The 26,897-nt window shown below is 40.4% G+C and carries 15 protein-coding genes and 1 pseudogene; 9 read left to right on the forward strand and 7 right to left on the reverse strand.

Annotation, left to right across the window (positions count from 1 at the left end; translation table 11 throughout):
- Positions 1-206: 206 nt before the first annotated feature.
- Both V7K38_RS29485 and V7K38_RS00005 read right to left on the reverse strand, forming a co-directional pair.
- A pseudogene (locus V7K38_RS29485) lies at positions 207-338 on the reverse strand (IS982 family transposase); the annotation flags it as partial.
- Positions 339-526: 188 nt separating this feature from the next.
- Complete coding sequence (locus tag V7K38_RS00005; RefSeq protein ID WP_334854689.1) at positions 527-6,205, reverse strand: alpha-2-macroglobulin family protein; 5,679 nt, start codon at positions 6,203-6,205, stop codon at positions 527-529.
- Positions 6,206-6,712: 507 nt separating this feature from the next.
- On the opposite strand from V7K38_RS00005, the gene pbpC reads away from it, so the two are divergent.
- Entirely contained in the window at positions 6,713-9,043 is a 2,331-nt protein-coding gene (gene pbpC, locus V7K38_RS00010; protein ID WP_334854664.1) for a penicillin-binding protein 1C, read from the forward strand.
- A gap of 158 nt (positions 9,044-9,201) precedes the next feature.
- Here the strand turns inward: pbpC and V7K38_RS00015 are convergent, their stop codons facing one another.
- Complete coding sequence (locus V7K38_RS00015) at positions 9,202-10,803, reverse strand: sensor histidine kinase (protein WP_334854665.1); 1,602 nt, start codon at positions 10,801-10,803, stop codon at positions 9,202-9,204.
- 443 nt (positions 10,804-11,246) lie between these two features.
- Between V7K38_RS00015 and V7K38_RS00020 the strand changes: the two genes are divergently transcribed.
- The 6 genes from V7K38_RS00020 (at position 11,247) to V7K38_RS00045 (ending at position 17,978) form a co-directional block, all read left to right on the forward strand.
- Positions 11,247-12,002, forward strand: coding sequence for a red chlorophyll catabolite reductase (locus V7K38_RS00020; RefSeq protein ID WP_334854666.1), 756 nt, complete (start codon positions 11,247-11,249; stop codon positions 12,000-12,002).
- Between the two features lie 29 nt (positions 12,003-12,031).
- Positions 12,032-13,087 (forward strand): nitrilase-related carbon-nitrogen hydrolase, encoded by a 1,056-nt coding sequence (locus V7K38_RS00025; protein WP_334854667.1) that lies wholly within the window; start codon positions 12,032-12,034, stop codon positions 13,085-13,087.
- A gap of 123 nt (positions 13,088-13,210) precedes the next feature.
- Positions 13,211-14,629, forward strand: coding sequence for an aldehyde dehydrogenase family protein (locus V7K38_RS00030; RefSeq protein ID WP_334854668.1), 1,419 nt, complete (start codon positions 13,211-13,213; stop codon positions 14,627-14,629).
- A 375-nt stretch (positions 14,630-15,004) separates the two neighbouring features.
- Positions 15,005-15,451: a DUF3598 family protein gene (locus tag V7K38_RS00035; protein WP_334854670.1), complete on the forward strand. Its 447-nt coding sequence runs from the start codon at positions 15,005-15,007 to the stop codon at positions 15,449-15,451.
- A 125-nt stretch (positions 15,452-15,576) separates the two neighbouring features.
- Positions 15,577-16,965 carry a histidine--tRNA ligase gene (gene hisS / locus V7K38_RS00040; RefSeq protein WP_334854672.1) on the forward strand — a complete coding sequence of 463 codons (1,389 nt, stop codon included), beginning with the start codon at positions 15,577-15,579 and terminating at the stop codon, positions 16,963-16,965.
- 377 nt (positions 16,966-17,342) lie between these two features.
- Positions 17,343-17,978 (forward strand): restriction endonuclease subunit R, encoded by a 636-nt coding sequence (locus tag V7K38_RS00045; RefSeq protein WP_334854674.1) that lies wholly within the window; start codon positions 17,343-17,345, stop codon positions 17,976-17,978.
- An 8-nt stretch (positions 17,979-17,986) separates the two neighbouring features.
- On the opposite strand, the gene V7K38_RS00050 is transcribed toward V7K38_RS00045, so the two are convergent.
- The 3 genes from V7K38_RS00050 to V7K38_RS00060 all read right to left on the reverse strand — a co-directional run bounded on the left by V7K38_RS00050 (position 17,987) and on the right by V7K38_RS00060 (position 19,634).
- Complete coding sequence (locus V7K38_RS00050) at positions 17,987-18,145, reverse strand: hypothetical protein (protein ID WP_334854675.1); 159 nt, start codon at positions 18,143-18,145, stop codon at positions 17,987-17,989.
- A gap of 79 nt (positions 18,146-18,224) precedes the next feature.
- Positions 18,225-19,271, reverse strand: a complete 1,047-nt coding sequence (locus V7K38_RS00055) for a glycerate kinase (protein ID WP_334854676.1) — start codon at positions 19,269-19,271, stop codon at positions 18,225-18,227.
- Between the two features lie 30 nt (positions 19,272-19,301).
- On the reverse strand, positions 19,302-19,634 hold the full coding sequence (locus tag V7K38_RS00060) for a DUF565 domain-containing protein (RefSeq protein ID WP_334854677.1): 333 nt from the start codon (positions 19,632-19,634) through the stop codon (positions 19,302-19,304).
- 557 nt (positions 19,635-20,191) lie between these two features.
- On the opposite strand from V7K38_RS00060, the gene V7K38_RS00065 reads away from it, so the two are divergent.
- Positions 20,192-20,818, forward strand: a complete 627-nt coding sequence (locus tag V7K38_RS00065) for a hypothetical protein (protein WP_334854679.1) — start codon at positions 20,192-20,194, stop codon at positions 20,816-20,818.
- A 102-nt stretch (positions 20,819-20,920) separates the two neighbouring features.
- Entirely contained in the window at positions 20,921-22,849 is a 1,929-nt protein-coding gene (locus tag V7K38_RS00070; protein WP_334854680.1) for an ArnT family glycosyltransferase, read from the forward strand.
- A gap of 123 nt (positions 22,850-22,972) precedes the next feature.
- On the opposite strand, the gene V7K38_RS00075 is transcribed toward V7K38_RS00070, so the two are convergent.
- On the reverse strand, positions 22,973-26,305 hold the full coding sequence (locus V7K38_RS00075) for an ATP-binding response regulator (RefSeq protein WP_442940731.1): 3,333 nt from the start codon (positions 26,303-26,305) through the stop codon (positions 22,973-22,975).
- Positions 26,306-26,897 lie beyond the last annotated feature (592 nt).

The following is a 26,897-nucleotide window of genomic DNA, read 5'->3' on the forward strand; positions in this document are numbered from 1 at the left end:
TAGGGGTCGCCCTACGCAAAAATAGCTCGATGCCAGGGATAATCTTACAACCGAAAAACCCTAAGCAAATATGTCTGCTTAGGGTTTTTCTTTTTTACTATAATACGCCTTATGTGAGTTAAGCCACAGGATGTTGTTCAAAAATCAGCACATCAAGACCAAAACGTTGACGTAAGAAGATACGTAAAGTGTGACTGGTAATTTTAGCCTACGAATCGCACAATGAGTACCAATTTGTAGCCAAAGTAGTTCATTTTTCGACTGGCACACCACCCATAATCAGCACTGCCAGTAAACTCACTTTGGCGTTTATCCCGCTTGTAACCTATTACTGGTAAGTGATCACACACTCCTCGCCTTGTGCTAAAAGTCTGGTAATTGCTTCCAGCGCCAGTGCATAACTTGATGAATCAGGATCGCAAGCACGCAGTAGAATGTTGGTATCTAGTAAGTAACAAATAGTTACTGCCTTTTTCTCCCATAGGCTTTGAACATTTCTAGATTCCCTTTCTTACATCTTAAATTGTCACGACTTATCCTCCAATATCAATGTAGATTCAGCAGTACGCCCAAATTCTTCTGGTGCATATTGCAGGTGAACTTCTGCGCCAGGCCAAGAAAATGTCCCAGGGGTGACAGAACGGACTAAGTAATGCAAGCTATAAACTCCTGCTTCTAGGTGGTCGGCGTAAGCGATAATGCGATCGCGGTACACATTCTTAAACCCAAGTTCCCAGCTATCGGCTTTTGCTTGTAATGCAGCTGTGCTAGTTTGAAAACTTGCATCAACCGCCTCAAAACCTGCTGGTAGTGGATCTTTTATTACTATATGATCCACGGTGCGATCGGCGATGATTTCTAAACCAATATCAAACACCTGTCCAGAGGCTAAAGTCAAGGGTTTATCAAAAGCGTAAATCCCTATTTTTTGTAAAACTTTCTCTTGATTTACTTGACTAATTTCTCGTGTTATGCGTAACCCGTTAAATCTACCTGATTGATTTCCTTGCAAGCGATAATTATAAGCAACTAGATAGTGTAAAGTGCCATTACCTGATTTTTGAAGCGTTAAATCATTACGACCACGAGGTAATTGATTCATTGGCACATTTAGCTTTAAGCTAGGATTTTTGTAGCCATCAAAATGATTTTCTCCTAACTTTTCACTAGCTAATTGCACGGTGGCAACAAAATTAGGTGGTGTGGGTTGTAGTTGACTATAATCTACCAAAGCTGTTAATGCTTGGGCATTATTATAGTTAGTTTGCCATGTGCCATCCCGTCGCAGTGCGAGAAGGCTTTGGAATAACTTATCTATAACTTCTGGTTTACTCTGCTTGGCAACAAATAAGCGTAAAGCTTGCGCTTGCGTTGTCGTAGATGAACTCATCCATCCCCAACTGCTGGGGAAACTCACAACTGCTGTGCGGCCAGTTTCATAGATATTCTGTTCCAGTTTGTTTACTAATTGTTGAGATTCGTCTTGCCATTCTGGGAATTGAGATAAGTATCGCGCTAGTTTAATTTGAGTTACTAAATCAAAATTATTGCGCTGTTCATAAATATCTGCAAGGAAAGTATTGCGTTTATCTCCTAAATCTGCTAGAGCGATTAAAGCATTAAGTTGTAGTTGCCTTTTACAGAGTAGTTGCTTACAAAAATCGTATTCTCCAGGATTTGCTAGAATTTTTTGCAGATAAGTTTTGAGTCGAGACAGCATTGCAGAATCGACTAAATTAAGGAATACCTGACTGGCTTTAGCCAAAGATTCACCCGTGTATGAAGAAACCCAAGGGTCGGATTTTTCTTGTCCGGGGAAAGTAGCAAAACCACCATCGGCGATTTGAAGTTTTTGTAATTTTTCAATTGCTTGATTTCCCTGTTGGCTAGGATTAAATTCTGCAAATTTTTGACTATATTTTTGGGCGATAGTTTGCAAATTAGCCGCAATTAGTAACTGACTCGCCGCCGGTTCTGTGAACGGTAAATCATTATCTTCTAAAACCTGCTTGGCTGGTGCTTGAATCTCCGCTATTAAAGTACTCGCTAACTGAATATCTAAACCTCCCGCATCAGGGAAGGTATTTTTATCAACATTCAGGGAAATCTTTATCTCTTTTTCAGTTACACCAGATTCAACGACTTGTTCGGTAATTTCAATTGGCTTAATTTCCAAAGGAACTTCAAAAGCATCTGCGGCTGTACCATTTAGCTGAGTGGTAAAGCGAACTTTACCGACTCCGACGCTATCCGCCACCATTGGAAAGCGATAAGCGTGAGTTGCAGATTCAGCTTTGGTTTGCAAAGAACTAGCTGTGGGGTTTTTGTCAGCAAACTTCACCGTACCGCTAAGTTGGCCATTTATTGAGAGATTTCCTGGATTCCCGGTGTTGTTGGTGACGGATAAACCCGCAAGGATGCGATCGCCTGGACGGGCAAATTGTGGCAAAATGGCATTAGTTAGCAGTGGCTTGGTGGTGATAAACGTTGCATCCCCATTCCCGAAACGCAGATTTCCATCGGTGGCCACAGCCATCACCCGCCATGTAGTTAAGTCATCTGGCAATTTAAAGGTGATCTGTGCATTACCATTAGCATCGGTGAGGACAGAACCGTTGTAGTAAGCTAAGGCTTTAAAATCTGTACGAGTGCGAGTATTTGCTGCACCAGTTGAGAAACCACCACCATAACCCCAACCTTTGGGTTTAGCTACATCTTGTGGTTGTAATATGACATCTGGGCGATTATCGCTAAAGCGGGTAGATATTATCTGTTGTGCATAAACTGTATCCACCAAATCTGGCGGCCGATAACCAGAAAGTTGTAACACCGCTTCATTTACCACCATGACTGTAAACTGTCCTTTGGTAGGATTTCCTTGATTATCCTTCAATTCCAGTTGTACTGTTTCTTCTGCACCAGGTTCTAATGATGCTTGCACTGGCTTAACTTGCAGTTTTAAATACTTATCTTCTAAGTTGACTTTAAAAGGTGTAAAACCAATCTTCACCAAGTTATCTAAACTTCCTGCTTCCATTTGGTTTATGGGTTTACCTTGCCTTACTAAGATAGCTTCAATGGCTGCATTTGGCAGCATTTCTGGTGTAACTTGAAACTGAATTTGTGGTGTGCCTCCCTGAACTTTGGTAATCTGCTGATAAAGAGGTTTGCCTTTAATCACAGCAAAGTACAATTCTGCATCTGGATAGGGAGATTGAATTAGTACAGTAGCAGTTTCACCAGGTTTGAACTCTTTTTTATCTAATTTAACTTCTAAGACATCTTTTTCTTTGGAACCCCAAAATACTGGGTTTTCTCCAGTTGCCCAAATTTGTAAATCTGTGGCGCTTAATTCAGATTTAGCATCACTCAAATTAACTCTAATTCGGTATGAACCAGATTCTGGTGCTGTCAAACTTACTGATTGCGGATTACTCGCCGATGTAATTTCTGCTTGTCCGACTGTTTTATATTCGACTTGATTTTTTGGTGTTCGGCTACCTTCAACTAATTGGGTGACGCTACTATATTTAATTTCTTGTAATTCCAGCCTGACTTGTTGACCTGTTATCGGTTTTCCTGTAGGGTCAGTAACAATCACATCAACAGGAAAAGCCTTACCAGCATCAGTGATAAAATTACTTTTTAAGCCAATTAGACGATTACTTGGTAAGGCTGTAAAAGTTTTGGAATTGGCTACAGATAGATTAGAAACATCTGCAACTTGCACATCTACTTGGTAAGTCATAGGATATGGTAAATCATTAGCCACACTCACTGTTTGACTACTTTTACCATTAGCATCTAGCTGGGCATTAGTTTGTAACACATCACTAGATACACTAGGAGATTCTTCCGGCCATAACCACTGCCGACCAAAAGTAAATTCGTCCCAACCTTTAGGAATAAAATTAGCCTGTTGGCGAGTAATAAAGTATTTTGCTTCTCCACCTTCTACAGGCGCACCAAATAAATAATTGCTGGTAGCATTAATATCAACTTTATCGTCAATATAAGCAAATTCTTTATCTAGCTTGAGGTCGACTTTAAAATTAGGTGGCTTAAACTCAGCTACCCGAAATTCTCCAGAAAGTTCTTGTCCATTCTTACCCTTAGCCTGGATTGTATGGTAGCCTAAGCGCTGAGTAGTTTTAATTGGCAGTTCCAGAGAAAACGTACCAAATTCGTTTGTAGTTTGCGTACCTAAGTTGGTCTTTTGTCCATCAGGATTTACTAAAGTTAATTGGTAAATAGCATTTTTATCTTGCTGGATTGTACCATTTTGTAAGAAGTCAGCAAAACCAGTGAACCAAGCTTTTTCACCTGGTTGATATAACTGTCTGTCTGAGAAAATTACCCCGCGTGATTCTGGCTTATTATCTTGCCAACCTGCATCAATTCCGTATCCATAAACGCCGCTATACTCTTCGGTTCTAGCAAATGCCCAATCTTGGTTTTCACGGGCAATTACTAATAATTGGGGTGATTTACTAGAACTCTCATTTCCTAAATAACATTGCTGTAATCCTTCACGAACAATTCTAAAAATTCCATTTTCATCAGTTTTACCCGTTGCACAAGGTACTGGTTCAGGGCGAGATTTTATTTGTAATTTTGATTGATAAATTTCCACAGCAGCCGCTTGAACTGGCGAACCATCTGTAAGATGATTGATGCGAATTAAACCTGATTCAGGAAACCACTGAGTAAATACGCCCAAATTCGTTAATTCAACCATTCCATAAGTGGTAGGCTCTCGCCACAGTTCCTTACCATTCTCCTGATATTTATTAGTGCGCGCTTGCACTCCATAAGCTAACATTCCGGTAGCCGCACTTAGTTTTTCCCGCAGAGGAACAGCAATATCAACTGATTGATTTTTCTTACCCGATACCTGAAAGCTTTGCCAATCAGAAGGTTGGGGTAATAAATCATTACTATTATTAAAATAAACTAAATCTGTCGGTTTAATTGCTCGATAAGCTGCTTTGTATTTAGATTCTGGTAGATTTCCAGTACTAATATTTAGCTGCAAATTTTTATCTGTAGGGAAAATATTCAAATCTGATGGTACCCAGATATCCCCAGCTAAATCTCCAGTATCATATTTAAGTGTGACAGGTTTACCGAAAGTTTGCCCAAACTTATCTTTGAGATTTCCGCCGATAGTAATTGTATAAGTTTTGGCAGGTTCTAACGCATAAGGATTGATGCCGACAATTTTATCTTCATCATTTATTTGGATGATTCTCGAAATATCTTTCGGTGCTGGATTAATGGTAATACTTTCTTTGGCTGAATCTGGCAGTAAGACATTATTAAATTCTAGCTGAGGACTGCCTTTAATAAATCTTCCAAAAGTTCCACCTGAATCTGGCTGTCCGTAAAAGTTAATTTTCTGGAATGCTAAAGGTGAATAAGTCGCTAACTTACTGGCAAATTCTTTCTCTGTAGGGAGATTACCATCAGCAGGGAGTATTCCGGGAGAAAAGACTAGGCGATAAGGGGTTGCCTTTTCGAGATTTTGCTGGGGAATGAGATTATAAATCCAGTTGCGGGCTGAAGGGTCTAATTTTTCTAAAGGGTCTTCATTTTCTTTTACTGGTTTTTCTTCTTTGTCTAATTCAACCTTAAAACCTATACCTTGATTTTTACCTTCAGGAATTAACTGTAAATGTTCTTGTACAGAACCTAAATCCAATTCTACATTAGAAGTAAAGTGTAGCTTTTGTTGTAAATCAATTGGTTCGATATCAGACTTTTCAATGAGATTGACACCGGGTAAATTAGTCAGGTTAATAGATTCAGTGTTGAAAGTCCAAGGTAAATCTTTGTCTAGTCGATGGTTTTTTAAGTCGGCTAAACCTGCTTTGAGAGTGACTTGGAATCTTGTGGCTATTGGCAATGCTTTCTCGGCTTGAAAACCCACCATGCGCGGTGTCAAAAAGCGAAATTGGCCAGGTAAAGGCGGCCAAAGGGCAAATTTTTGTAATATTTTTTGCTGTTCTGGACTGTCGAGAGTTTCAACTGGGATTAAAGCTTCTTTAAAACGGATGCGGATTTGGTTGAGAGGCTTTGCATTGCCAATGGGACTTATTTGTTCAATCCAGTCTGGTAATTTTGGTGGTGTGAGTGGGGATACTGCTGGGAGTTGTTCTTTGCTTGAGTTGATACCAAAAAAATTACACCCTGTCATTGCTAGCATGAATGTAAAGAGAAGAATAAACTGTATTCTTCTTTTCTGGCGTGAGGAATGGGTAATTTTTTTTAACGTAGACGCTTCGGCTTGCCGCAGGCTACCGCCAAGGACGCTAAGGAAGAGATAGAGAATTTTATGGTGGAAACTGCGTAAAAATTTGATAATCATATTTTTTAGGAATTCAAAATAAAAAATCACAAATTATAGATAATAAAAGTTTGCATACCTTATTGAGTTGGTAATGCCAAGACTAATCAAGCATGCCAGATGACTATTTTTTACTCAGCTTTTGGATTTAACTATGTTTATTTACATAGATAACCACTCTAGTGTGATTGTTCCTAAAAATCACTACAATTCTTAACTATGAAGAAGTATTTAGCTTCTGCAAACATTAATTTACATCTGCTAAGTTATGAAAAATGGATCGTTAAAGATTTGATATATTTACTGATGTAGATGTAATCACTGCGTCCAAATTAAGGTAAATTTTCTGCTACAGGGTATTCCCTGATGAAACTAATTTTACGATCGCTATTCCAATTTAAGCACGGTAGCAAATTTATCCTTGCTCTGCTGGTAATCTGCCTAGTTATACGCTTACTACCTTATTTCGCACCCGTTAGGGCTACAGATATTGCCCAAAATCAGTTGGCAATGCAATTTAGCGATCGCAATGGTTTACCATTAGGAACATTGCTCACCCGTGACCAAGAACATACATCAGTAGTCCCGCTAAATCAAGTTTCGCCCCAGTTTATCCATGCCATTTTAGCCGCCGAAGATGGCAGCTTTTACCATCATGGGGCGTTGGATATGAAAGCTGTTATGCGCGCTGGCAAAGAAGCCATCCATGCCAAACGAATTGTTTCCGGCGCTTCTACTATTACTATGCAGTTGGCGCGGATGTTAGATCCTGTGCCGCGCAGCTTCTCTGGTAAACTGAGTGAAATTTGGCTATCTTGGCGGTTAGCAGCAGGGATGAATAAAGATGAAATTCTCTCTGCATATATTAATCGGCTGCCAATGGGAGGAAATATATATGGTGTGGAAGCAGCCGCGCAGACTTATTTTTCCATACCAGCTAGTGAGTTAAATCTTGCCCAAGCTAGTTTGTTGGCTGCTATTCCCAATAATCCCACATACTTTAACCCTTATGAACATTGGGAACGGTTAAAGCAGCGACAAAAATACGTCCTTAATCGTATGGTAGAGGAAAAGTATATTAGTGGTGCGATGCCTACGGCGGCAAGCTACACAGCCCGAACACACACCGAAAAAGTTGTGTTTCAGTCCCGCCCACAGGGAATTATCGCCGCACCACACTTTTTATTTTGGTTAGCTAATCAGTTTGATAAGGCGCAAACAGAAGAAAATTCCCCCATCCGCACGACTATAAATCGCCCATTACAGCAGTTTGTCGAAGCACAGGTACAACAGGTGATTTCTTCCCTAGCCACTAATAATGTTCATGATGCAGCTGCGTTGGTGATTGACAACTACACTGGTGAAGTATTGGCTTATGTCGGTTCACCTGATTACTTTAATGAAGCCAAGCTAGGACGCAATGATGGAGTGCAGGCGCTACGTCAACCAGGTTCTACCCTCAAGCCTTTTGTCTATGAATTAGCTTTAGAAAAACGTTTAATTCGCCCAAATACCATTTTGGCAGATGTCCCTGCCCGTTATGCAATTCCTGGTGCGAGACTTTATAGCCCAACTGATTACACCGAACGCTTTCTTGGCCCTGTGCGGGTGCGAATCGCGTTAGCAAATTCGTTGAATGTACCCGCAGTGAGGGTTTTAGAAAAAGTAGGTGTGGAAACTTTTTTAGAACGACTCCATCAACTAGGATTTGAACACCTTAATCAAACCCCAGAACATTACGGTTTAGGTTTGACTCTCGGTAGTGGCGAAGTCAGTTTATGGGAATTAGCCCATGCCTATCTGACTATAGCACGATTTGGAGATGCTACCCCAATAGTCAGCACATTTTCCAATTCCCGACTCCCGACTCCCGACTCCCCACTCCCTAACCAGACAATATGGCAATTAATCACCAACATCCTTAGTGATAATCATGCTCGTGCAACAGCCTTTGGTGTAGACTCAGTATTAAATTTACCTTTTCCTGTTGCCGTTAAAACTGGCACTTCTTCCAATTTTCGTGATACATGGACAGTTGGCTTCACTACCGATTACACCGTCGCTACTTGGGTAGGCAATTTCAACGGTGAACCGATGCGACAAGTTTCAGGCGTGACAGGGGCTGCACCTTTGTGGAATCGGATTATGCTACACCTGCACGAACATCAAGAACCAGCAGCTTTTCCACTTCCAGAAGGTTTAGTACAATTATCTATTTGTGCAATTTCGGGATTACGACCAACACCAGATTGTACCTCAGTAGTACAGGAATATTTCTATCCTGAAGATAAAATTGCCTACGAAGGTGACAATAAATTTAACTTACTACCAGAGTATAACGAGTGGTTGGCGAAGCAACAGCAATCGAGTCTTGTTTCTACCAATTTGAGAATTTTATCTCCCCATCATGGCGATTTATTCTTACTGTATCCAGGTGAAGAAGCGAAGCAAAAACTCGAATTTAAGCTAGTAGGAAATAAATCTCTGCCTGTTGAATGGTGGCTAAATGGGGAAAAGTTAGATACAAACTCAGCTAATTCTTTATTTTGGAATTTGCGTCCTGGTAAGTGGACTTTGGAAGCGAGAAGCGGTGAAATGACTGATAAGGTAAGTTTTCAAGTGGAATTAGCTAATATTAAACCTACTCGCCGAGGATTTTCTATTAGTAATTCTCAGGTAAATGGGAATCGCCCATAATTAAATAGCAATTAAATGCAGTACTAAAGGACATTGATTAAAAAAGGCAGGGATTACCTGCCTAGTTCCGTTAAACAGTTTGATGAGTAAACTATGGCAGATCGTATTGACAAAGCCATTGCAAGATTATGTCAAAGGTGTGAAGTCTATATATTTGCTTACCGTGCCTGCTTAATAGGAATTTTAATTACAAACTCTGTACCCTTACCAGGTGCAGAAATACATTTAATTTTTCCTTTATGCTTATCTACTATAATCTGGTAACTAATAGATAATCCTAAGCCAGTGCCTTTCCCTACAGGTTTAGTAGTAAAGAAAGGGTCATACAATCTAGTCTTAACTTCGTCTTTTATTCCTGCCCCATTATCTTTAATACTAATAATTACATATTCTTCATTCTCAATTTTTGTGTGAATAGTAATAGAATAAATATATTTTCTTCCTGTTAAAGACTCTCCTTCCTGTTCATATAAAGCATCAATAGCGTTACTGAAGATATTCATAAAGACCTGATTTAATCCTCCCGCATAACATTCAACAAGAGGCAAATTACCATAATTTTTTATTATTAAAATTTCCCTCTGCTGTTTACCCTTTTCCTTTAAACGATGTTGTAAAATTAATAGTGTGCTATCAATTCCTTCATGAATATCAACAGGTTTCATTTCTGCTTCATCAAGACGCGAGAAGTTCCGCAAAGTTAGCACAATCTCACAAATGCGCTCAGTACCAACTTCCATTGAGGATAAGATTTTTGGCATATCTTCAATAATAAACTCTAAATCTATCTTATGAATGAGATTAGTTATTTCTGGGTTGTAATTAGAATTTTCTTGCTGATACAGGTTAATTAAAGTTATTAGTTGCTGACTATATCCTCTAATATGCATCAGGTTTCCATAAATGAAATTAACTGGATTATTGATTTCATGAGCAACACCAGCAACTAACTGACCTAATGAAGACATTTTCTCAGTTTGAACAAGTTGTACTTGAGTATATTGCAATTCTTGTAGCGTCTGTTCTAGTTGAAGATTTTTGTGTTCTAATTTTGCTGTTCTCTCAGCCACTTGCATTTCCAATCTACAATTCGTTTCTTCTAAGGCGGCTTGAGCAATTTTTTTATCTTTTAAGTATTGCTGCAATAAATTCAATACTAAAAGCCATGCCGGAATCAGCAGTCCTAAACTTATAACAGATTCTAAGACTGCCCAAAATATTCTTCTAAAATATTCATCAAACTTCTGTTGTAACTGAAGTGAGATATTACGGTTTCTTTTGGCAACACCATCAGCATAAATGTGCTTCTGAGTTTCATATTCTCGGCTAGAAAGTAGTAGTTGTGCTGTCTCTTTTTGATTTTTCTTAACTAAATCAAAAGATTGATATTCCATTGTAACCAAAAGCTGATTAGCAACATCAATTTTTTGGGCATCCTCATTTTTATATGCTTTAGGAGCCAGTTTGATAGATTCTTTAATTGCAAGATCGAGTTTAGGTTCAAATTGGCGATATCTTTGCTCCCAATTTGAGTTGCCTGTAGCAGCATTCATGCGGGCTGACATCGTTAATACTTCATCAAGATAAGTAATTTTATCACTCAGTATTTGTAGTTTAAATTCATTTTTAATAATACTATTGAAGTTATAATATACCTGCCAGTTGAGCAAAATTTGAGGAATAAACAAGAGTAATGTCAGCAGTACTGTTACAGTTACTAATTGAGAAGAAACAAATCTCAGTTTATAAGTTAGATGCATTTTTATACTGTTTTTTTTAATAAATTATAATTGTGTGCCCACTAAATTTAACACTCTCCGTAAGTATTTTATTATCAGTACTAATACCGAATAAAGCTTTTAAAAAACTTTTTATAGATAACATTAATAGACTATTGAGATAGTGTATTAAGCAAATAGCAAAATCATCTTCTTGCTAACGAGCTAAACGAAATTTTAATAAGTGTGCTTTTAAAAAAAATATTTTATCTATATCTATTTGAAAATATTCATCAAAATTAAAAGCCAAATGAGGAATCATCAGCTGATACAGATTACTGCAATAGCTTTATCATGGTTTAGTTGATGGATTTTGTACCCAATCCTGAATTCTATGAATGCGTTGCTCAATATGGGCAACGAGGTAGATGCCGGAAATACCAAACTAATATATAAAATCTATAGAAAAGCCGCAAACTCAAATTATGACTCAGGAACCAACCGATCTAGATAATAAGGCTGTATTTGAGCAGTTGTGGAGTTTGACAAACGAACTCCGTCAGAAAATAGACGCTCGTTTTGAATTACATCCAAATCCGTCTACCAAGAACTTACAAAGCTATTCTGCGACGACGGGAGGCGCTCATGGATCGCTCAACACCTTCTCTGGCTCAGAAATTGATTGGCTAGTGCATTCATGGTTACGCGAACCCAAATCTGGCTTTTGCAATATGCACTTAACTATTTGGCTCAAGTCACAGTTACGTGTTCCACATTTAGCTTTTGCATTTGCCACGGTTCCGTACTTATTCTTCTACATGGATTACATTCCTCGGAGCGATCTGTCTGTTGATCTGGAATATTTGGATCGCTACTATGAGCCGATGAACAAGACATACCTAGGGTTGCTAGAAGATTCTCGTTTTAAGCAGTATATCAGCAAAACTCTCTACATCCGTCAAGCTCAATCTCATACTAGTCTGTGTTACACCAGCCCAGTTACAGAAGAGACACTAGCTCATCTTCGCACGGTGGCTCATGAGATGATGGATCGTTGGTTGAAGTGGGTAGATGAAGCTGAATCCGTACCAGATGATGAGCGTGTTGCTTTGGCTAACCGTGATTTAATTGTACGCCGAGCGATCGCAGAACGCGACCCAGACAACCAAATTGCTGTACGGCTATTTGGTTCTGAATTGACAGATGAACTTGTACGATCGCTCTGGGGTGGCAATCGCTAAATTTGTCCTTTACCAATACCCAATGCCCAATGCCCACTAACCCAGAATCATTCCGCGCCTTAGCACTGCAAGTTACCTGTCATGCAGTCAATCAAACAAGCGATGCCTCCGGCGGGCTACGCCTACGCCACGAAGCGCGATCGCTGATGCAAAACTCTATCAACCGTTTAGCTCAACAAATTGCTGCCAGCATCGCTTTCATTGGCTTTGATTGTCGTTTAATTGTCCTACCAGAATATTTTCTCACTGGTTTTCCGATGGGAGATTCTCTCTCTGGTTGGGCAGAAAAAGCTTGTATAGAAATGGCTGGTGCTGAATATGAGGCACTTGGTAAAATTGCCCAAAAGCACAAAATCTTTTTAGCTGGAAACGCCTACGAAGTCGATCCCAATTTCCCCGGATTGTACTTCCAAACCTGCTTTATTCTTGACCCCTCTGGCTCAATCGTCTTACGGTATCGGCGGCTGAATTCTTTATTTGCTCCTACCCCTCATGATGTTTGGGATAAATATCTCGACTGCTATGGTTTAGAAGGAGTTTTCCCCGTAGCCAAAACTGCGATCGGTAATTTAGCAGCTTTAGCATCAGAAGAGATTTTGTATCCAGAAGTGGCGAGATGTCTGGCGATGCGAGGAGCAGAAGTTTTTCTCCATTCCACCTCGGAAGTATACAACAAAAACCTTACGCCCAAAGACGCGGCAAAAATTAGTCGCGCCGTCGAAAACATGGCTTACGTAGTTTCAGCTAATACCGCAGGCATCGCCAATATTGCTATCCCTATAGCTTCGGCTGATGGTGGCTCTAAAATCATCGACCATCGCGGAATCGTTTTAGCTGAAACAGGTGCAGGCGAGAGTATGGCAGCATTTGCCGAGATTGATTTAGGAGCATTACGCCGCGATCGCCGCAGACCAGGGTTACATAATTTACTTGCCCGCCAACGCTTTGAACTATACGCCGAAAGTTATCATCAATCACACTTTTACCCGGCTAATACTATGCTGGAGGGAGAAATAGACCGCAAACACTTCCTCCAAACCCAGCAAGCCACCATTGAGCGGTTAGCCAAGCTGGGGATAATTTGAATTTGGGAATTGGGAATTGGGAATTGGGCATTGGGCTTTGGGCTTTGGGAATTGGGAATTGGGGGAGAAAGAGAATAACCCATACCCAATTACAAATGACAAATGAAAAATAACAAATGACAAATGACAAAACCAATAGAAGTCCGTAATCCCCGAACTGGCAAATTTGACTACGTAATTGTCCCGTCGCCCCCAAGGTTGCTGGCACAACAGTGTAAGCGATCGCGGCGGGCGCAAGTTAGCTGGCAACAACTGGGTTTAGAGGGAAGAATTCAAGCTTTACAGCAGTGGAAGGAGGCGATAGTATCAGGGCGCGATCGCTTAACGGAAGCTTTGGTAAATGATACGGGAAGATTATCAACCTCGGTATTAGAAATAGACTCCTTCCTCTCTAGCATCGATCGCTGGTGTAAGTTAGCGCCAGAATTGCTGCAAGACTCTGTAAAAAATACAGCAATTCCATTTATCGCTTTGCAACAAACCTCTGTTCCTTACCCTGTTGTTGGGATAATTAGCCCGTGGAATTTTCCACTGCTGCTGTCAACCATTGATACCATTCCGGCATTGCTGGCGGGTTGTGCTGTTATTGTCAAACCGAGTGAAATTGCTCCCCGCTTCGTCGCACCACTGACAACAGCAATCAACGCCGTTCCGAAATTGCGCGATGTCTTAACTTTTGTTGAAGGAGCAGGTGCAACCGGATCAATTTTGATTGACAATGTAGATTTAGTATGCTTTACAGGCAGTGTAGCGACAGGACGAAAAGTAGCAGAAGCGGCTGCTAAACGGTTTATTCCAGCTTTTTTGGAATTAGGAGGAAAAGATCCTGCGATCGTTTTAGATTCAGCCAATTTAGAATTAGCAATCTCAGCAATCTTGTGGGGTTCCGTCGTCAATACTGGACAGTCGTGCTTGTCAATTGAGCGAATTTATGTTGCTGAATCTATATTTGAAAAGTTTTACCATCAATTAGTAGTCAAAGCACATCGCCTTGAGCTAGCCTACCCCAGCGTCGAAAGTGGAGAAATTGGCCCAATCATCGCCGAAAGACAAGCAGCAATTATTAGCGATCATCTCCTAGATGCAGTAGAAAAGGGAGCAGTAATTCACTGCGGCGGTGTAATTGAAGATTTAGGTGGGGGTTGGTGGTGTCGTCCGACAGTTCTCACCCAGGTTAATCATTCCATGAAAGTGATGACCGAAGAGACTTTCGGCCCCATTATGCCAATAATGCCTTTTTCCACAATTGAGGAAGCGGTATCTTTGGCAAACGATTCAATTTATGGATTGAGTGCTGCTGTGTTTGCCTCGGAACCTGAAGCCTTAGAAATTGCCCAGCAGATAGATGCAGGTGCTATTAGTATCAACGATGCTGCACTCACCGCCATAATGCACGAGGGAGAGAAAAACGCCTTCAAATTTTCCGGTATGGGAGGCTCACGCATGGGTGCAGCAGCGCTGAAACGGTTCATGCGAAAAAAAGCTATTTTAATTAAAACTAACGCTACGAATGACCCTTGGTGGTTTGATAATGAAGTATAAGTACTGTCAACAAAGACAAGGTAAGTTTTTAGTCGCAGTTTAATACATCGTTTCACAATGCGATTGTTTTGACTGACAATGCCATTGCATCGTTTCACAATGCGATTGTTTTGACTAACAATGCCATTGCATCGTTTCACAATGCGATTGTTTTGACCAACAATGCCATTGCATCGACTGACAATGCGATTGTTTTGACTAACAATGCCATTGCATCGGCTGACAATGCGATTGTTTTGACTAACAATGCCATTGCATCGACTTACAATGCTAATACTTAGCAGTGTTTATAGAGTGAGCAATGCTTATCTGCTTAAACTGTTATTTTACCTTGTGTTGTGCGTCTTACCTACATTAGTTGAGAGGGAAATTACAATGTCAAATATTCGAGAAGAAATGCCTGTACTTGTCCGTCACGAGGGGGACTGGGTAGGAACTTATACATTAGTTGATACATCAGGAAAAATCCTCGACAGTTATGAGTCTCACTTAACTTGTCAATTTCCAGAAAACGGCCCTCATCCCTACTATCAAATCAATCGCTACAAGTGGGCTAATGGTAAAGAAGAAAAGCATGAATTTCCAGGAAGTTATAAAGATAATAAACTGTGGTTTGATACCGATCGCATTGACGGAAAAGCCTGGGAAGCTGATGATTCTGTTGTTATTTTGTGGTTTAGTTACAAAACAAACCCAGAATTGAGCTTATATGAAATGATCTACATTAGTCCTGACAATAACAATCGTGCCCGCACTTGGCATTGGTTTAAGAACAATAAAATCTTTCAACGCACCTTAATTCAAGAAGAACGGCTAAGATAGTAATTTCTGCGATCAAACATAATCATTCATTCTTCTCCAGTCCGCGCAGGCGGACTTTGTTTGTGTAGACACGACTTCCAAACGTTAGACTTCCATCTCAAATTTCAACTTAGTAAGGTACACGCATGGCAAAAGGTGACAAAATAAACTTTTCTACTCCTAGCGGTTTCCCAGAATTTCTGCCTAATGAAAAGCGTCTAGAATTATATTTGCTAGATATCATCCGTAAAGTTTTTGAAAGCTATGGATTTACGCCCATAGAAACACCTGCTGTAGAACGTTTAGAAGTGCTGCAAGCTAAAGGAAATCAAGGCGATAATATCATTTATGGCATTGATCCCATCTTGCCACCAAATCGACAAGCCGAGAGAGATAAATCAGGCGAAACTGGTTCGGAAGCAAGAGCGTTAAAGTTCGATCAAACAGTTCCTTTAGCGGCTTATATTGCTCGTCACCTAAATGAGTTAACCTTTCCCTTTGCTCGTTACCAAACAGATATGGTTTTTCGGGGAGAACGGGCAAAAGATGGGCGTTTTCGTCAGTTCCGCCAATGTGATATTGATGTAGTTGCTCGTCAGGAACTGAGCTTGCTTTATGATGCTCAGATGCCAGCAATTATCACACAGATATTTGAAGCAATAAATATTGGTGATTTTCTGATTCGCATCAATAATCGCAAAGTTCTTACAGGTTTTTTTAAATCAGTAGGAATTACGGAAGATAAAATTAAATCGTGTATTGGTATTGTTGATAATCTAGAAAAAATTGGTGAAACTAAAGTAAAACAAGAATTAGAGAAAGAGGGAGTTTCAGGAGAACAGACTCAAAAAATTATTGATTTTATTAAAATTAATGGTTCCGTTGATGAAGTATTAGATAAGCTTAAGCATCTAGCTCAAAGCCTGCCCGAAACCGAGCAATTGAGTCTGGGAATTAGCGAATTAGAAACGGTAATTGCAGGCGTGCGTAATCTTGGAGTTACCGAAAATCGTTTCTGTATTGATTTATCTATTGCTCGTGGGCTTGATTATTATACTGGTACAGTTTACGAAACAACCTTATTAGGGCATGAAGCTTTAGGTAGTATTTGTTCTGGCGGTAGATATGAAGAATTAGTCGGGGTGTTTTTAGGTGAGAAAATGCCTGGTGTCGGCATTTCTATCGGTTTAACTCGCTTAATTAGTCGCTTATTGAAAGCTGGCATTCTTAGTACCTTAGCTGCTACACCAGCCCAGGTGATGGTAGTGAATATGCAAGAAGATTTAATGCCAACTTATTTAAAAGTTTCGCAAAATCTGCGTCAGGCTGGAATTAATGTTATCACTAACTTTGATAAGCGTCCCTTGGGTAAACAATTTCAGCTAGCCGATAAACAAGGAATTCAATTTTGCGTAATTATTGGTTCTGAAGAAGCAGCAGCACAAAAGTCTTCGCTAAAAGATTTGAAAACAGGTGAGCAAGTAGAAGTTTTATTAGTAGATTTGGCTGAGGAAGTTAAAAGAAGGCTTGGCTAATATACTTCTAAAATCTCTTTTTCTCTCTGCGTCCTCCGCGTCTCTGCGGTTCAAAAGCTTTTTATTTAACCACAGAGGCATAGAGAACACAGAGTCAAGAAGTTAAAGAGGAGTTATCTTGAGGATTAATATTTGATTAACTGATAAATATTTTTCGTTGTAGCTTAACGAATTTGGTCAGTCAACCAGGGGTTAAAATAGATTTTATATATAGCAGCCTTATTTGATTTATGAAAAATATAGAGAAGGAAACGAACCACCAAGTACGCCAAGTACGCAAAGGGAAGAAAGAAGAAAGAGATATATAATTTTCAAAAATGATTTAGGACTGCTATAAGTCGTTTGGATTGAGTTGCACCTTAATCAAGGAAAAATATATGACAATTCTCAACGCTCGTAATTTATCCTTAGAAGAAGTTCATCGTCTGTTTGGCTTTCAAAAACAGTACAATGACTCATTTTCTAACTACTTATCTCTGCAACCTCTCACTGAAGCAGAACAACAGGAACTCAAACAAATTCAGGATGACTTTGATAGATATCTTACAGCAGGTAAAGTTTCTGAAGGTCAAGTTAAGTTTCTTGCAGTTGCCCCTTTACTAAGATTAGCTGGTTTTTATCGCTATCCTATCGAGATTGTTTTGGAAGAGAATATTGCTGATATTGAAGTTGAAGATGAAGATATCAAAATTAAAGGAAGATTTGATATTTTAGCTATTAGTAAAGCTAAACATACAAAACCTCAAACATATTTTTGGGTACTGTTAATTGAATCTAAAAATAGTCAGATTGATATATCAACAGGTTTGCCTCAGCTACTCACGTATGCTTATAAAAATTTAGATAATCAAAAATCAGTTTGGGGATTAACGACTAATGGTAGAAGTTATCAGTTTGTTTACATCGAAGAAGGAAATCCCCCTATTTATTATCTGTTACCAGAATTAAATTTAATGGAAAGAGAGCGTTCAAGTCATTTGCTACAAGTTTTAAAAGCAATTTGTCAGCTTTAAAAGTGAATTTAAATATACCACTCCTCTCCAGGTAGTATCCTGCGATCGCACCAGCTTGAAATCACACGCTGCCATTCTAATATGCTCAGGTGTTTAGCTAGTTCATCCCGCAGAGCTTCGTCTTTGTGAGAGTAAGAAAAGAAAAGCTTTAACGATACCTCTGGCATTTTTGGTCTAAGGAGTAGGATAAATCACGCTTTAAGCAAATTATAGTGTTTTTACCTGATTTGCTTGAAAACTAACCCCCTAAGTGCGATCGCAATAAACTTCACCAAAGCTATGATCGGCATGGATCTCAATCACTAGATCAACCACTGTTGCATCTTTTACCAAGGGCTTGATGAATAATTCCGGGTGAAGCGATCGCCAAAAATAATTGACAAATTGCTCTATCTCTGCATTGCTCATCCCCAACTTCCCCGCAGCAATCATCTGCTGTTCCGCTTGTTTGCGCCACTCCAACGAACAGCGATAATCGGTTGGATATAACAAAATTAAGCTGTCTAATCGCTCCCACAGTCGTAAATAATCGTCGAGGCGACGATTCATATCGCGGGCAAATGCTTTATCCTCATCTGTGATAATTGGCGGCGGTGCAGTATCAAATACATCTGCGTTAATTGGTTGGACACCCACAAACCAACCTTCAAATAGTACAATATCTACATTTGTTACTATCTCTGAAGTAGTGCGATCGCCAGCGCCTCTGTACGCAGATTTATCAAAGCGGGGAACCATAACCGAACTTTGCGACTGACGGATCTGATCTAGTACATCTAAACCTAAATGTACATCGTGGGTTCCTGGTGGGCCACGCCAAATCAAGCGAGGATCTTGTTGTGTTAAAACCAAGCGATCGCTGTAAGTTTTATATAAGTCATCCAAAGACAAACTCAGAGTCTGGTATCCCAACTGATTCAAAATCAAGCTGAGAACCTTAGACATTGTGGTTTTACCAGTACCTTGTCCTCCCAATATTCCTTGAATTAGGGGGCGTTCTAACTGTTGGCGCTGCGATGCTAGTTTGATCCCCAAAGGCAGCCACAAGTCCCACAACACCTGTAACATTTCCTTGGGTTCGATTTGGAGCGTAGTTTGGCAGAATTGACTAAAAGCTGGGAGGACAGATTTTAGTAAATGCGATCGAAAAGCGATCGCTTCATTGACATTTTCCGGCGTAATCTCAAAAGCTTTAGCCCTTAACCTATCTGCCAGCGCAGCAACTCTAGCTTGCTGCTCCCAAGTTTCCCCCATCGCATCCGTTGCTAAAATTTCATCCAGCCACAAATTCATAATTTCCCCCTCCCTGCTCCCTACCTTTTCCTACGATCCCAGCTTAAAGGCTTCGAGAAACAGGCTGTAGGTGAAACCAATTTTGAGCAGATTTAGTGAGTCTACCAAGAGCGATCGCTTGGTGAAAAAGCTCTGACTGTAAAATATCCTACTAGTAATTTCCGTCAACACTACTAAAAAACCTGCTACTACAATATCTAATACACCTTCTTGACCGGCTGTTGTGGAAACTGCATTTCCCAGAAAAAAACCAAACAAAAAACTAATGATCAGCAACGATAATCGCCGCCAAGGATTTAAGAACCATTGACTAAAGCGTGTAGCAATGGCATCCAACAAGTTATTGAGACGAGTGTTTTGCATCACATAGACTTCTAAGGAAAAGTCACGATATCTTCAAATATCTCTATATTCAAATAGGATATTTGGTTTTAGTCTAAGCTTATTTGTTAATATTATAGGTATATGCTGGAACTCCAGTATTAATTCAAATTTCCATAAGCTATCATCTTTCATAAAATACAGTCCCTTCAAAGGGTGGTTATTTTAATGCGAGATGAAATATACATCTTACATTTATCTAAGGATTGGCAAAGAACGCCTTGTTGAAGCCGTTAAGGTTTCAATAAACTCTTATTTTTTATCCAAATAAATTGGCTGGCTAGGTATCTGATTTTCTGGTTTTCATCCAAGCCTACGGTCAATACACAAAGCAAGGGGTGTCTATATCCATTGTTTAGCAAAGATCAAAGGAATTATTTCTTCCAAATATTTTCTCCAAAAAATGATATTTATAATACATTGATATACTTAATCTTAGAAAAATCTATATTAGGATACTTTCTATGATTAGCTTTTGTGATAATAGGCTACTATTTGGTCAAGCCTAGACAAAATATTTATTTCTAATAACTATCAATATGAAATCATCAGTATATCGTAACGTCGGTATTACGGTTTCTTGCTTGGGACTGCTTGTTGCACTGGTAGGATGCTTTGGAGTGAGTGTATCTTTTGAATCCTCAAACCCAGATACATCTTCACAAGTGCCAACAGAAACTCAAGAGTGGGAGACAGCTTCATCAACACCTGTTTCACCAGAAAAAGATATTTCCGCTAATCTATCTACTCAAAAAAATAAAACAGAACATAGTGATCCTAGAGAAAATACTTATCCTGTGTTGGCAGAGCGTGATAAATCAACTAGCATTGCCAAGGATGAAGGGACTTTGCGGATGAGCAATCAAACGAATCAGCCTGTGCGGTTGGCTCTACTGGCACGACAGTCGGTAGCAAAAGGCTCTGGTACTAAACAGACTCACTATGATGTACCAGCACATTGGGATTTTGCGCCCCAAGAAGGTAGCGAAAAAGGACTGACTTTATCCCTACCTCAGAATAATTTAAAGCTGGAGAAGGGAGATATTTTAGTTGCTTTTGCACAAGATGGTTCCCGTCGTTACTGGGGCCCTTATGTTGTTGGTGAAACTCAATTACCTAAATGGAATTCTCAAAACAGGGAATGGCAACTAGTGCTGAGTCCATAGATTAGTAATACTAAAGTAGAGGAAAATTGTTGAGTTAAAACTCCGAAGAACAAAAGATAGATAACGAACGACTATTGAGTAGTGATTGTTGACTATTGACTAATGAGCATGAAATTGAGTGTTAAGCACACTGTTGACCGGTGGTTCAACGAAATATCAAAGAATCCATCCCTGAGTCTAACTGTGTCGATTTTGTGGTTGATGGTGGTTGGGTGGATAGCTTTTGGGTGGAATTTGGGCAACATTGGCTTGATTGATGAGACAGAACCTTTGTTTGCGGAAGCTTCCCGCCAGATGTTCGTTACAGGTGATTGGATAACCCCATTTTTCAATGGTGACACTCGTTTCGATAAACCTGCTTTAACTTACTGGTGTCAAGCGATCGCATATCACATAATTGGGGTGAATGAGTGGGCAGTACGCCTTCCCTCTGCGATCGCAGCATTTGGCTTAATTTGTTTAGGTTTTTACACCGTCCAGTGGTATTTCGCCAAACAAGACGAATTAGAGCAAGTTTCACGTCCTAATCGCCGCTATTTAACATCTTTCATCGCAGCAGCGCTCATGGCACTCAATCCCGAAACTATTATTTGGGCAAGAACGGGTGTCTCTGATATGCTGCTCACCGGATGTATGGCATCAGCTTTGTTATGTTTCTTTCTAGGATATGCAGGGAAGGAAGGGAATGGGGGTTGGGGACTGGGAACTGGGAAACTGGGAACTGGGGAGGAATTTTCCCAATCTCCAATCCCTAATACCCAATCCCGAAGCGAAGCGACCTCCGTATTCCCTAACAAGTGGTACTTAGCTTGCTATGTGCTAATTGCAGGCGCAATTTTGACTAAAGGCCCAGTGGGAATTGTCTTGCCAGGGCTAATTATTTTCGCCTTTTTGCTTTATGTGGGAAGGTTTAGAGAGGTATTGCGAGAAATGCGCCTCTTCCTGGGTATACTGATAATTTTAGGTCTATCAGTACCCTGGTATGCTTTAGTAATTTGGCGCAATGGCTGGAATTATATTAATGCCTTTTTTGGTTATCACAACCTGGAACGCTTTACAGAGGTAGTTAATGGTCATTCAGCACCTTGGTATTTTTACTTTATAATCGTGCTACTGGGTTTTGCACCATACTCAGTGTATTTACCAGTTTCTATAGTGAGATTAAAATTTTGGCAGCGATCGCACTGGCGATCGCTTGAACGTTTCCAACAATTTGGTTTATTCGCCTGGTTCTGGTTTGCTAGCATCTTTGGCTTTTTCTGCATTGCTGTCACCAAACTGCCTAGTTACGTATTGCCTTTAATGCCAGCAGCAGCCATCTTAGTAACGCTGTTGTGGAGCGACTTTTTCCAGGAGAGACAAGACAAACAAACAATTCCTGTTTCCTCCTTTCCCTCTTATCTCCGAGTCAGTGGTTGGTTGAATGTAGTGTTTTTATCAGTTTTGGCAACAGCACTGCTTAACATAACCCACATATTAGGTACTGATCCAGCGATAAGTAACTTCCATGAACTAATTCAAAAATCTGGTTTACCAGTAATCGCCGGCATAATGTGGCTTGTTTCTGCCGTTTTAGTTGCGGGTTTATTGCTGAGTCGCCGATGGGACTACATTATTGGGATTAATTTACTAGGGTTAGTGGCGTTTGTAATTTTTGTCTTAACGCCTGCTTCGTTTTTTATCGATCGAGAACGTCAATTACCTTTAAGAGAATTATCTGCGGTCATCCTAGAAGCAAAACAACCAAATGAAGAATTGATCATGCTAGGCTTCAAAAAGCCTAGTGTGGTATTTTACAGCCACATTCACGTAAATTATTTAAGATTTCCCCAAGAAGCTTTAGAGCATATTAAAAACCAGGCTGCTAAAGGACTAAAACCTCCGTCAGTGCTGCTATTAGCTGAACAGAAAAAGTTTTTACAAATGGACTTACAGCCAGATGATTACAAGAATTTATCTACCAAAGGTGCTTATAACCTAATTCGGGTTCCTTTTAAGAAAAAGAAAAATGAAAAAATAGATATATCGTAATTGGGAATTGGGAATTGGGAATTGGGCATTGGGCATTGGGCATTGGGCATTGGCAAGAAACAAGAGGGGTGAAGTGCTGCTTTTGGTGAGAGGAAAAATACTCTCCCATGCCCCATTCCCAAATTAACATTTGTTATTGTAACCATTGATGGCTAAAGCTTGATTTATCTGGTTTAAGAGGTCTTCCATTGATATCGAGCGTGGTAATATTTGGGTAGCGATCGCATCAACAACAGTTTCTATCGATTCCAAACCATTTTTCTTCTGCTTGTCAATTTCCTTATAAGCTACCGCAGGCTGTAAACTGGTTTCTGGGCAATTTAATCGCTGATTTAATACCAAAATTGGTGGTAATTTGTCCGGCGAATCTCCCAATGTTTTCAGAGCTGTTAGCACATCTTTGTGGATAGCGGATTCTCCTAAACAAATTAGCAGTAAATCAACGCTTTGGTGGCGAATTTGTTGTAACACTTCTGCCCAACAGGGACTGATCGCCGCTTTAAAGCCGGCTGTTTGTAGATACTGAATTAAAGCTTGGAACCACTCAGATCCCCGTTCAGCAGTTTCACTACTAATTGAACAATTTTTTGCTGTTCGATAACCCTTAGCTGGCTTACGTCTTCCCTGTGGAAAATCACGCAACATTGTCAAATCTACAACTAAGATGTTAGGAGGACAGCAAATACCAGAAGCAATTTGCAGTACTGATAATAAGGCTTCTGTTTTGTCGATGCGACTGCTATTGTCTTTGGTAAATGGTGTTAAGTAAGGAAATACAGATAACCCTGGTATTTTAGAAGCTATTAAGGTAGTTGCAACATCGCAAGTAACCAGTGGTAGAGCCGCCAAACGTGGATGCTGAATTAGTTGTTGTAGATAAATTTGGGCGGTGGTACTTTCGACATCTAGCAAAATCACATCAAACTGCCATACCCGCGCCAAAAGTTCTGCTTGATCTAAATCATCTACTTCAATCACTCGATGTTCTCGAAGTGAGGGGTGAGGATTCACCGATTCCAACTGGGGATTTACCAACCGGAGAATTCGCAGTAGGGTTTTAGGTGGGATAATAGCGCTATTGTCTAACCCTACCTGCAAAACTGCCTGTGTAGTACATAATTTCTCTAGAACTGGTGCTAATACCTCATGCTCTACTGGCAAATTTAAGAAACCATCGGCTCGGTTAGCAAATGCTTTATCCTTTTCGGCCCCCGTTGCGGTAACAATTACAGATATATGACGGGTTGCGGTGTCAGATTTTAGTAAAGTCAGCACATCCCAGCCTGACAGCAGAGGCAGCAAGGGATTCAAAAATATCGCTATTGGTTGCAAGCGCCGAGCTTTTTCGACTGCTTCTGTCCCCGATCGCGCAATTACTACCCGATATCCTAAAGCTTTGAGTTTTTCGGTCAAGTCTTCAATATATCGGGCTACTGCCTCGACTACTAAGACTAACCGTTGCGAACTCGCGGGATGATGCTGTGTTGTCGTACTGATATACTGACGAGCTGCTGCGGGGTTTTCTCTTGTCTCTTGGTGTCGTGTCTTCTCGTCTGTTCTGATGACCATATCTGGTTCAGAAAAGCCTGTTTTCGGGGGACTGGGCGGTAAAAGTAGTGTAAATTGGCTACCTCTTCCTTCACGAGACAAGAAACTGACATCTCCTCCGTGGAGCCGAGCCAAGGCGCGAGTTAATACTAGCCCTAAGCCAGTGCCTTCAAATTGGCGGGTGAGGGGATTTTCTAGTTGCTGAAATTTTTGAAAAATTAGGTGTTGCTGGTGTTCAGGAATGCCAATGCCTGTATCCCAAATTGTAAAGGCAATCCATCCTTCCCAACGACTCACCCGCAACCCAATTTCGCCGGATATTTCGGTGAATTTAAAGGCGTTGGAAAGTAGGTGTACTAGCATCTGGCGCAAGCGCAACTCATCTGCCACCATCTCATCTAAACCTAGTTCAATGGAAAGGCAGAATTGAGGAGCAGTTGAACGGATATTTTCTTGAGTTTGGGGTGTTGTTTTGGTAGTTTGAGTGTGGATGGCTTTGGCTTCCGATAAGGCGCGATCGCACACAACCCGAATTTTCACCGGAGTCAGCGTCAAATCCATTTGTCCCGTTTCCATCCGCGTCAAATCCAAAATGTCATTAACCACACTCATCAGGTGGCGACCACTTTGATGAATCAGTCCCGCATAACGGGCTTGACGTTCGTTGAGTTCTCCCAACTGCTGATCCACAAGCAAGCGCGATAATCCTAAAACGGCAGTTAGGGGAGTTTTGAGTTCATGACTAATACAAGATAAAAACTCATCCTTCAAGCGATTTAGTTGAATTAAATCAGCATTTTTTGCAGCTAATTCTTTACAAAGCTGCTGTTGTTCAGTCACATCAGTAGCTAAAACCAACCACAAATCCTTGCTGAGTTCAACCTCCTCTTCAGCACTCATGGCTTTAAACTCAGGACTATCTAAGGGAATTTTGGCAAATTGCCAGATTTGCTCCTGACCATTTTGCACTTGGACAACACAGGTACAAGTACCCACTTGACTATCCAAATAGCACCGACTGTATACAGCGTCTGGTGATGCTTCTGGTTGAGTCAGTTCTTGTTCACCACCATGTTCATTCTCCCTACTATTGGCATGAACCTTGATTGCTCGTTGGGTGGCATATTCAGATTTTTCGGAGGGCTTAGGGATAAGTATTGCCTCTACTTGTTGCCTAACTCCTTCTGGATCTTTCAAGGCTCCTAATTGCTGCCACCAGGCGGGATTTCGGGCTAATACTTCGCCAGTACCGGTTTGCAACATTAAAGGCCAAGGCAGTCTTTCGAGCAACAGGATCAATGGCTGATGTTCCAATGATTTAGCTTTATTTGGCGGCTGTACATTGGCATCATAATCGTGTGAGCTTTGTAAGCCAGCCATGCGTTCCTTAGCCAGCGATCGCAACAGGCGTGGACTATCAAGCAGCCCCAAATATCGCCCATCAGAGTCAATCAGCGCCCAATCTAACTTTTGGTGGCTTTCGGCTTCTGGATCGCCCAAATACAAGCCCAATTGCTCGACACGCTCGGAAGCTGATATTGTCTGGATCGGCTCAATTAGACCTTGATCCCAAGTAAAGATAGATTGATGTAAATTTAGATTTATATCGTCACTATGTGCTAATAATTTTTGGATTAAACGGGCAGAATACAGCAATCCTATAGGGCATTGCTGCTGATTCACTACTACCAAGCGATCGCACTGATCTTGCTCAAAAATCTTCAGCACCACTGCCAAAGAAGATGTTTGGAGGCAGCTAGGTACGGTTGCCTGAAAGTCATAAAGCGGGTAATCTAGCATTAACATAGGGCTTTGGGGGTCATTCTTCCTGTGGAAACCTCCGGCATCTCCATCTGCCAACTGTTGATGGTCTTTTCGCCTGAAGCCATATCCTCTAAGAAGACTCATATAAGCAACTCTGGTTATTTCAACGCCATTAAATAAAACAACAGGATTTCTCCTCACGGACACATGCCCACAAGCAAGTGCATTTTTCCAAGAGGCGACATTTCTGATTTATAGCAACTAGCCTCTCTAGCGTCTTACTGGTATTTAAACTCCCCATCGATAGCGACGGCTACAACAATTATGACCCCAAAGATTCGCTTTAGAACCTTGAGGAATTATAATGATTTACAATGCGACAATCCTTTAAGTTCGTTTAAGTATCTTATCAAGGAGCAAAATCAAAAAATCTATCTATCTATTTACATAGATATACAAACAATCAATTAGGTACTGTGTCTTGTTATGCCGACATATACCCGATCATCAAAGAGCTACCGCTCAGTTTCTGCACTAAGTTGTTGAATAGCTAGCACAAGCAGGTATAAATAACTATCAGTTGAGAAAAGGTAAAAATGTTTAGTAAATAAGCTTTCTTACTTCCTGCCTTTTGCCTTCTTGGACTATCTACTAACACAAAGCGTTATTTTGGGGTAGAACAACCAGTTTACAAATACACATCAAGTATTCCCCTAGAAGCGTTAGCCAAATTTAT

The sequence above is a fragment of the Nostoc sp. genome (genome assembly GCF_036917465.1).
Taxonomy (GTDB): domain Bacteria; phylum Cyanobacteriota; class Cyanobacteriia; order Cyanobacteriales; family Nostocaceae; genus Nostoc.